Consider the following 7453-nt stretch of genomic DNA (forward strand, 5'->3'; position numbering starts at 1 on the left):
CATATAGTTGCAATCCTGATAGCACCGGTGGCGGAGGAATATTTTTTTTAGGAAGGGCTTATACGGTTATGTCAGAGAAAAAATAAATATCCCTATTGCAGTAATCTTAACGTCGTTGATATTTGCCGAACTTCATGGTTACCACCTTCAGGGATTTCTTTCAGTCTTTTTCAGCGGAATATTATATGCACTGATATATGAGCATAGTGGTAATATTATGTATAGTATATGTGCGCATATGATGCATAACGCATCTGCGAGTATCATGAATGCTTTTGAAAGGCATGGCGTGCAGCTAAGCTATAATCTGAACGGATATATTATATATACGTTGCCTGTGCTTCTTACGGCAGTTCTGCTGGTTACAATAATACTGATAAAAGGAAGAATGGAAATTGGAAAAAGAAAAATACAAAGTACTTGTAGTTGACGATGAGCCTCAGATAGCGGGACTTCTCAAGGTGTGCCTCGAGATGCAGGGCATGGAAGTGAGTGAAGCATATGACGGAAACAGCGCCTATGAGATGTTTAGTGAAGGAAGCTTTGATCTGATAATAACCGATGTGATGATGCCCGTTATGGACGGTTATGAGCTTGTTGAAAAGATAAGACAAAAGAGCCATGTTCCTGTTCTTTTCCTTACTGCCAAGGGTGATGTTCTTGACAGGATAAAGGGGCTTAATATCGGAGCGGATGATTATATAGTTAAACCTTTTGACCCGATGGAAGTTGCGGCAAGAGTATTGTCCACACTTCGAAGATGCTACGGATATGATGGGCAGGGAAAGACTGCGGAACTTGTATGCGGAAGCCTTAGATTGGATGTTGATCTTAAGAGGCTTTATAAAAAGGGTGAAGCTATAGAACTGACAGCGTTGGAATATCGCATGGTTGAGTGCTTCATGAGTAATATCGGACATGTGCTTACCAAAGACCGAATATACGAGGCGGCCTGGGATAGCGATAAATTCCCCGATGACAACAGTATCATGGTCGCGATAAGTAAGCTTAGAAGTAAGATATCGGATGACGGCGCGGAGTATATCCACACTATCAGAGGGCTGGGATATAGGATGGAAGAAAAATGAAAAAAGAATATAAGAGGAAACTTCAAGCATTTCTTAGATTTTTGATTGCGATTGTTATTCTGTTGATGCTTCTTTTCGACGGAATAAGTGATTTTATAAAGGGATTTATTGAAGGATGGTCCGGTAAAGAAGGACTTGGAGATGGGGGTAATATACAGATTACTGTTGTAAGTGTGGTTTTCATCCTGATTATATTCGGCGTGATTTCTCATATCGCAAAGAAATATATTTCAGAACCTGCACGAAGAATCGCAGACAGCATGAATAAGGTAAGTGGCGGCAATCTTGATGTCAGACTGGAAACAAAGGATAGTTTTGAGTTCGGCGAGATGGAAGAAGCTTTCAACAACATGGTAGCGGGCTTAAAAGAAGCTCAGACACTCAGGGAAAAAAATGATGAGCATAACAGACAGCTCTACGCAGGAATAGCTCATGATCTCAAGACTCCAATGACGATGGTAATGGGATATGCCAAATTACTTAAGAAAGAAGATATATCTGACGAGGAGCTAAAACGCTGCCTGACTGTAATAGAACAGCAGATAGAAGCTGCGAATGTGCAGCTTGAGGATATGCTGGAGTACTCCAAATTTGGAAGTGCAAGTTATAAGATTATTCCCGAAGAGGGCAATATTGCGGCGCTTCTTAGAGGAATTCTTGCGGATATGTTTTATAAATTCGAAGAGAAAAAACTTGTCCTTAATTTGGAGATACCTGACACCGTGATCTGTAAATATGATCACTCGCAGATGCACCGAGTTTTTTTCCAACCTTATAAACAATGCTGTCAGACATAATCCTGAGAATACGACCATAAAGGTCACTATGACAGAAACGGGCGGTGGAGTTGAGGTTGTTGTTGCTGATAACGGCCCGTTTTTTGGATGAAGAACTCAAGGCGCATATTTTTTGAGCCATATATAAAAGGTAAAAACGGCGGAAGCGGCTTGGGGCTTTCGGTGGCTAAAAAGATCATGGAACTTCATGGCGGAATGCTGGAATATGTGGAAGATGCGGAGAGTGAATTTAAGAGGTTTGTTGCCGTGGTGTGAAGGATTGGAGTGGTACAGATGATTATTAAGAATGCATCTGCATTTACGGAAGACGGTAGATTTATTAAAAAAGATATATTTGTGGATGGAGAATACTTTTCTGACAGTTGCCAAAACGGCGGCTGTCAGAATGCCAAGATAATTGATGCGAGCTCCTGCTATGCGATTCCGGGACTTGTGGATATCCATCTGCACGGCTGTGATGGCGTTGACTTCTGCGATGGGGACAATAGAGTCGATTGAGAAGATTCTTGCATATGAGGCAAAGAATGGCATAACTACGGTTGTGCCTGCGACAATGACGCTTGCGGAAGATGACCTTATGAAAATAATGAAGGCTGCTGCTGAGTATAGGAGAGAACAGGGAAGAGATGACGGCAACCTATATAATGAAGAGTATAGAAGAGAGGCTACGAAAGTGGGGCTCTCTTATTTTCATGGAATAAATATGGAAGGCCCGTTCGTATCAGCCCAAAAGTGTGGTGCGCAGAATACGAAGTATCTAAAAAAGCCCGACATAGATATGTTTAACAGGCTCTATGAGGCATCGGAAGAGTGTATCAGATTCTGTGATATTGCACCCGAAGAAGATACTCCTTCAATGGATTTTTATAAAAGAAGTTTCTAAGAAATGTACGGTTTCGCTTGCGCATACCGATTGTGACTACGATACCGCAAAACAAGCTTTTGAAAGTGGAGCCTGCCATCTTACACATCTGTTTAATGCAATGGCACCGCTAGGTCACAGGAATCCCGGCCCAATCGCGGCTGCTGCGGAAAATGAAAACGTGATCGCAGAACTTATCTGTGATGGCGTTCATGTGGCGACTCCAATGATAAGGAGTGCATTCAAACTTTTTGGACGAGAGCGGATAGCGCTTATAAGCGACTCTATGATGGCAAACTGGTCTTGGCAATGGAGAGTACGAACTCGGAAGACAGCCTGTATCTGTAAGAGGAAATGAAGCGCGCCTTAGCGACGGCGCAATTGCAGGTTCTGTGACGAATCTCATGGGATGCCTTAAATATGCAGTTAAGCAGGCAGCGATTTCTCTCGAAGATGCCGTATATTCGGCAACCGTAACTCCCGCCAAGGCAGCAGGCTGCTATGATGTTACAGGCTCTATCACTCCTGGCAAGTACGCAGATCTGGTGCTTCTTGATAAGGAGACACTTGATGTGAAGATGGTGATTGCAAGAGGTGTTGAAGTTTAAAAATGGAAAGCATGATTCCAAGACACAAAAATAACCGCCCTCTGCCTCGCAAACATAGAGCGGTTATTTCTTAACCATTTTATATTTCAGGGCTAACCGTCTATCGGTAGCACCTTTTTCAATTCATATATTACCATCACGGTTCATTATCGTCAAATAATCATTTCCTTTTATTCCACAATATAATTCCGTATTATCCCTCTTACAGTCTGCTCAAGGTGCGGCTTAAGCTCTTCCAGCGAAACAGGATCGTTGTACATGATGGCGCTGTAGCCGGTTGAGCCTACAAGCTCTATGATGAGGAAGAGCATTACTTCAGGATCTTTGAACTTGTGACCCGATTCTTCAAGCATCTTGTTGTAGATGGTGCCAAATTCATCGTCTGAATTGCTTACATTTGTATTGAGTGCTTTTTTGAATACTGCCCAGCTAAGATCTTTGTAGATGAAGGAAAGAAGTCCCTTATTTGTCGCAAGTGAATCTAATGCATAATTCATTATAAATATTAACCTGTCATCAAATTCTGTCAGGTTTTCATGGCTGAGCGCTTCATGAGCCTGCATGAACAGCTGGCTTGACTTGTGAGCGATAAGCCTGTTGCGGATGTCATATTTATCCTTAAAGTATAAGTAGAAAGTTCCTTTTTGCAAACCCCTGCTCTTTCTACAATGTCCGATATGGAAGTCTTGTTAAGTCCCTTTGAAGTAAAAAAGCTCAAAGGAAGTGTTCAGTAGTCTTTCCAGTTTTTGCTTTTTTTGTTTTGGTCTGCTTTTCCCATTTTTTCACCTTTCTCTTTTCAAATTAAATATAACATAAATTTAGGAAAGTTATTAAGACAAAAATAGTGGATTCATTGACATGGAAAAATGAAATGTACTAGAATAGCTTTGTTAGCAATAACTAAACAATGTGTAAAATCAGATAATCCCTCTTTTGATAATCAGGCACTTTAATCGGTTATTGAAAGGGGATTTTTTGCGTTGGATGGGGGAAGACGAGAGGAGTAAGCAAAAGATAATAAAGTTTGGGAAATCTTCTCTTTTAAAATGTTGACTAATGGTCATAAAAGTGTTATACCATAAATGACCGATAGTCAATAATTTCAATGGAGTAATAGTATGAAAAAAGATTTCTCGAATAATTGTCAAATTAAGATATCTGATACTCTTGGTTGCAATCGGGCTCCTTATCCCGGCTGCGATCGGATATATAAATACGAGAGTAAACTACGATATTTTGTCGTACCTTCCCAAGGACATCGAGACTATGAAGGGGCAGGATATCCTGCTAGATCAGTTCGGAACCGGCTCTTTTGTCCTGTATGTGACTGAAGGTATGGAGGAAAAAGATGTTGCGGCTCTGAAAGCAAAGATAGAGCAGGTGGATCATGTTGAGAACGTGCTCTGGTACGATTCTCTGATGGATCTGTCGATACCCATGTCGATGCTTCCGAGCGATGTATATGAATGCGTTTAACAGCGGAGATGCGACGATGATGTTCATTGTATTTGATGACGGAACATCCGCCGACACAACATTGGAAGCAGTAGAAAATATCAGGAAAATTTCGAATGAGCAGTGCTTTATGAGCGGAATGAGCGCTATAGTGGCCGACCTTAAGAGCATTACAATTTCGGAGACACCTATATACGTTGTAAATGGCGGTTGTACTTGCTGTGATAGTTCTCTCAATCACAATGGATTCCTATCTTATTCCTGTGTTTTTCCTTCTGAGCATAGGAATGGCGGATAGTCTACAACATGGGAACCAATGTGTTTAACGGAGAGATTTCTTTTATCACTCAGGCGCTGAGCGCGGTACTTCAGCTCGGAGTCACCATGGATTATTCGATATTTCCTGTGGCAACAGCCTATCAGGAAGAACTTGAAAAGAATGACAACAGAAACGACGCGATGGCAAATGCCATAGCCGCAACATTTAAAGTCTGTTGTCGGAAGTTCAATTACATCGATCGCAGGCTTTTTTGGGCGCTCTGCTTTATGACGTTCACACTTGGAACGGATCTCGGAATAGTAATGGCCAAGGGTGTAATATTCGGCGTTTGTCGGATGCGTTACCATTTTGCCGAGCATGATACTTATCTTTGATAAGGCGATTGAAAAGACAAAGCATAAAACCTCTTTTGCCCCGAATTCGTAAGAATACCGAAGATGGTGGCAAAGCATTACCTTGTATTCTTCATCATCTTCCTGGCACTCATATTCCCTTGCGGTTTACGGAAACAACCGCACTAAGGTTTACTACAACCTGACGGATACGCTTCCCGACAAGCTTGGAAGTATACAGGGGTCAAAAGAGATTGATGAGAAGTTCGACATGAACTCCGCGTATATGATCCTTGTTGATAAGAACCTCGACAGTGTTTCCATGAATAAGATGATAAAAGAGCTCAAGAATACCGACGGTATCATCTCAGTGCTCGGAAATCGACGCTATCATGGGACCTGCATTTCCGAAAGAGTTTTATTCCTGAGGAATATTTCGATGCGCTCGAAAGCGATGATTGGAAAGTAGTTTCTTTTGACCACCGATTACAGAGTGGCTTCAAACGAGATAAACGCTCAGATTGATGAGGTTCAGCGCATAGTAAAAGGATATGACAAGAAGGGCGATGGTTGTCGGAGAATCGCCTTGCTACCAAGGATCTTATAGATATAACGGATCATGACTTTAAGGTTGTAAACGCGGTTTTCTATCGGATTTGTGTTCCTGATAAATCGCACTGGTACTTAAGTCTTTGTCACTTCCGTTTATATTGGTTGCGGTAATTGAATTTGCGATTTTTGTAAACATGGGAATTCCTTATTATACGGGAACGGTCATACCTTTCATATCATCAGTTGTCATAGGAACCATCCAGCTTGGAGCTACTGTTGACTATGCGATCCTGATGACTACGAGGTACCTGTCGGAAAGAAACGCGGGACATGATAAAAAAAGAAGCGACTCTTATTACGCTGACTACCTGTATGAAATCAGTAATTGTCAGTGCACTCAGCTTTCTTTGCGGCAACATTCGGAGTGGGACTTATCTCAAGTATCGATATGATCGGCTCTTTGTGCAATCTTATGTCGAGGGGCGCGATTATCAGCATGTTCACTGTTTTTGCTGGTGCTTCCCGCGATGTACATGATATTCGACCAAAGATAATAATAAAGACTACACTTGGCGTGAATCCGGGTGCCAAAGTCACAAGATAAAATTACAGATTGTGTTAATAAAATAGCGTGGAGGACAGAATTATGATCAGAAAAAAACTAATCAAATCATTATCACTTGCCCTGGCAACGATGCTTGCAATCATGACGGTTGCCTGTTGGTGCAAAAAAAGATAGCGTTTCAGATGCGGCGAATGCAGGAGTATCAACTACTGCCGAGGAAGACAAACTTTCTGACAGTCTTACAAAGAGCATCGGATCTTCTGACGATGCCGGAAAAGTTTGAGACGGTATATGTGAGTGCAGATGCAAGCGGCGCCCGCAAACGATATTATCGTAAGCGAGTGGCTCAAAAACGCAGGGTGCTACGGCTGAACTTGCCTGATAAGACTGAACTTAAGGACATTGTAAATGTCAAAGGCGATGAGACGTTCAAGGATAACGGCGACGGAACTCTTACATGGGAAGCGAAGGGCTCTGATATCTATTATCAGGGAGTTACGGACAAAAAACTTCCCGTCAATATGAAGATTACTTATGCTCTTGACGGAAAAAGAAGTAAAGCCCGAAGAACTTGCGGGAAAGAGCGGAAAGGTCACGATTCGCTTCGAGTATGAGAATACCGACAAGCAGACTGTAGATGTGGATGGAAAAGAGGTTGAGGTATTCACTCCTTTTGTAATGATGTCAGGAATGATCCTCGATGGCGACAAGTTCTCAAATGTTGATATCTCAAACGGAAAGGTCATTTCGGACGGCGGAAAACTACATCGTTATGGGAGTTGGCGGTTCCGGGATTAAAAGACAGCCTTGATATATCAGAAGATAAGTGGGATGAGCTTGATGATGAGGATCTTGAGAAAAAAACTTAGTAACAGTTTCGAGATAACGGCTGATACAACAGACTTTGAACTTGG

At 42.0% G+C, this 7453-nt stretch carries 16 protein-coding genes and 1 pseudogene; 16 read left to right on the forward strand and 1 reads right to left on the reverse strand.

Annotated elements, in window-relative coordinates; genetic code table 11:
• Window positions 1-40: 40 nt before the first annotated feature.
• From CD00_RS21540 to nagA, 6 genes and pseudogenes are all read left to right on the forward strand, one after another.
• Window positions 41-430, forward strand: a complete 390-nt coding sequence (locus CD00_RS21540) for a CPBP family intramembrane glutamic endopeptidase (RefSeq protein WP_081811955.1) — start codon at window positions 41-43, stop codon at window positions 428-430.
• Window positions 396-1088 (forward strand): response regulator transcription factor, encoded by a 693-nt coding sequence (locus tag CD00_RS0116550; RefSeq protein ID WP_026656981.1) that lies wholly within the window; start codon window positions 396-398, stop codon window positions 1086-1088. Before CD00_RS21540 ends, CD00_RS0116550 begins: the two co-directional genes overlap by 35 nt.
• Window positions 1085-1885 carry a HAMP domain-containing sensor histidine kinase gene (locus tag CD00_RS0116555; protein ID WP_026656982.1) on the forward strand — a complete coding sequence of 267 codons (801 nt, stop codon included), beginning with the start codon at window positions 1085-1087 and terminating at the stop codon, window positions 1883-1885. The genes CD00_RS0116550 and CD00_RS0116555 overlap by 4 nt, the downstream gene beginning before the upstream one ends.
• Window positions 1824-1976 carry an ATP-binding protein gene (locus tag CD00_RS21545; protein WP_081811956.1) on the forward strand — a complete coding sequence of 51 codons (153 nt, stop codon included), beginning with the start codon at window positions 1824-1826 and terminating at the stop codon, window positions 1974-1976. The genes CD00_RS0116555 and CD00_RS21545 overlap by 62 nt, the downstream gene beginning before the upstream one ends.
• Window positions 1973-2140, forward strand: a complete 168-nt coding sequence (locus CD00_RS20465) for an ATP-binding protein (protein ID WP_207640520.1) — start codon at window positions 1973-1975, stop codon at window positions 2138-2140. The genes CD00_RS21545 and CD00_RS20465 overlap by 4 nt, the downstream gene beginning before the upstream one ends.
• 18 nt (window positions 2141-2158) lie before the next feature.
• Window positions 2159-3355, forward strand: a pseudogene (gene nagA, locus CD00_RS21445) (N-acetylglucosamine-6-phosphate deacetylase).
• A 170-nt stretch (window positions 3356-3525) separates the two neighbouring features.
• On the opposite strand, the gene CD00_RS18905 reads toward nagA, so the two are convergent.
• Window positions 3526-4005, reverse strand: a complete 480-nt coding sequence (locus tag CD00_RS18905; RefSeq protein ID WP_242839000.1) for a TetR/AcrR family transcriptional regulator — start codon at window positions 4003-4005, stop codon at window positions 3526-3528.
• Between the two features lie 517 nt (window positions 4006-4522).
• On the opposite strand from CD00_RS18905, the gene CD00_RS20265 reads away from it, so the two are divergent.
• From CD00_RS20265 to CD00_RS20290, 10 genes are all read left to right on the forward strand, one after another.
• Entirely contained in the window at window positions 4523-4831 is a 309-nt protein-coding gene (locus CD00_RS20265) for a hypothetical protein (protein ID WP_026656988.1), read from the forward strand.
• Window positions 4818-5108, forward strand: coding sequence for a hypothetical protein (locus tag CD00_RS20270; protein WP_026656989.1), 291 nt, complete (start codon window positions 4818-4820; stop codon window positions 5106-5108). The genes CD00_RS20265 and CD00_RS20270 overlap by 14 nt, the downstream gene beginning before the upstream one ends.
• Before the next feature lie 8 nt (window positions 5109-5116).
• The gene (locus tag CD00_RS20275) at window positions 5117-5464 is read left to right on the forward strand and encodes an MMPL family transporter (protein WP_026656990.1); all 348 of its coding nucleotides are present in this window, start codon (window positions 5117-5119) and stop codon (window positions 5462-5464) included.
• A gap of 82 nt (window positions 5465-5546) precedes the next feature.
• Window positions 5547-5891, forward strand: a complete 345-nt coding sequence (locus CD00_RS20280; RefSeq protein WP_026656991.1) for a hypothetical protein — start codon at window positions 5547-5549, stop codon at window positions 5889-5891.
• A gap of 6 nt (window positions 5892-5897) precedes the next feature.
• Window positions 5898-6029, forward strand: coding sequence for a hypothetical protein (locus tag CD00_RS20950; RefSeq protein ID WP_255346819.1), 132 nt, complete (start codon window positions 5898-5900; stop codon window positions 6027-6029).
• A 103-nt stretch (window positions 6030-6132) separates the two neighbouring features.
• Complete coding sequence (locus tag CD00_RS21450) at window positions 6133-6426, forward strand: MMPL family transporter (protein ID WP_334291145.1); 294 nt, start codon at window positions 6133-6135, stop codon at window positions 6424-6426.
• Window positions 6360-6578, forward strand: a complete 219-nt coding sequence (locus CD00_RS21315; RefSeq protein WP_026656992.1) for a hypothetical protein — start codon at window positions 6360-6362, stop codon at window positions 6576-6578. The genes CD00_RS21450 and CD00_RS21315 overlap by 67 nt, the downstream gene beginning before the upstream one ends.
• Before the next feature lie 109 nt (window positions 6579-6687).
• On the forward strand, window positions 6688-6822 hold the full coding sequence (locus tag CD00_RS20955) for a hypothetical protein (protein WP_255346811.1): 135 nt from the start codon (window positions 6688-6690) through the stop codon (window positions 6820-6822).
• Entirely contained in the window at window positions 6806-7153 is a 348-nt protein-coding gene (locus CD00_RS18915; RefSeq protein ID WP_185750492.1) for a hypothetical protein, read from the forward strand. The genes CD00_RS20955 and CD00_RS18915 overlap by 17 nt, the downstream gene beginning before the upstream one ends.
• On the forward strand, window positions 7074-7337 hold the full coding sequence (locus tag CD00_RS20290; RefSeq protein ID WP_026656993.1) for a hypothetical protein: 264 nt from the start codon (window positions 7074-7076) through the stop codon (window positions 7335-7337). Before CD00_RS18915 ends, CD00_RS20290 begins: the two co-directional genes overlap by 80 nt.
• The last annotated feature ends 116 nt before the right edge of the window (window positions 7338-7453 follow it).

The organism is Butyrivibrio sp. AE3003 (genome assembly GCF_000686065.1).
In the GTDB taxonomy this organism is placed as follows: Bacteria; Bacillota; Clostridia; order Lachnospirales; family Lachnospiraceae; genus Butyrivibrio; species Butyrivibrio hungatei_A.

Excerpts from the sequence above, each read along its gene's own strand:
- CD00_RS0116555 (WP_026656982.1), top strand. The coding sequence starts at position 1,085 with ATGAAAAAAGAATATAAGAGGAAACTTCAAGCATTTCTTAGATTTTTG.
- CD00_RS21545 (WP_081811956.1), top strand. The coding sequence starts at position 1,824 with ATGATCACTCGCAGATGCACCGAGTTTTTTTCCAACCTTATAAACAAT.
- CD00_RS20465 (WP_207640520.1), top strand. The coding sequence starts at position 1,973 with ATGAAGAACTCAAGGCGCATATTTTTTGAGCCATATATAAAAGGTAAA.
- CD00_RS20270 (WP_026656989.1), top strand. The coding sequence starts at position 4,818 with ATGAATGCGTTTAACAGCGGAGATGCGACGATGATGTTCATTGTATTT.
- CD00_RS20275 (WP_026656990.1), top strand. The coding sequence starts at position 5,117 with ATGGGAACCAATGTGTTTAACGGAGAGATTTCTTTTATCACTCAGGCG.
- CD00_RS18915 (WP_185750492.1), top strand. The coding sequence starts at position 6,806 with ATGCCGGAAAAGTTTGAGACGGTATATGTGAGTGCAGATGCAAGCGGC.
- CD00_RS20290 (WP_026656993.1), top strand. The coding sequence starts at position 7,074 with ATGCTCTTGACGGAAAAAGAAGTAAAGCCCGAAGAACTTGCGGGAAAG.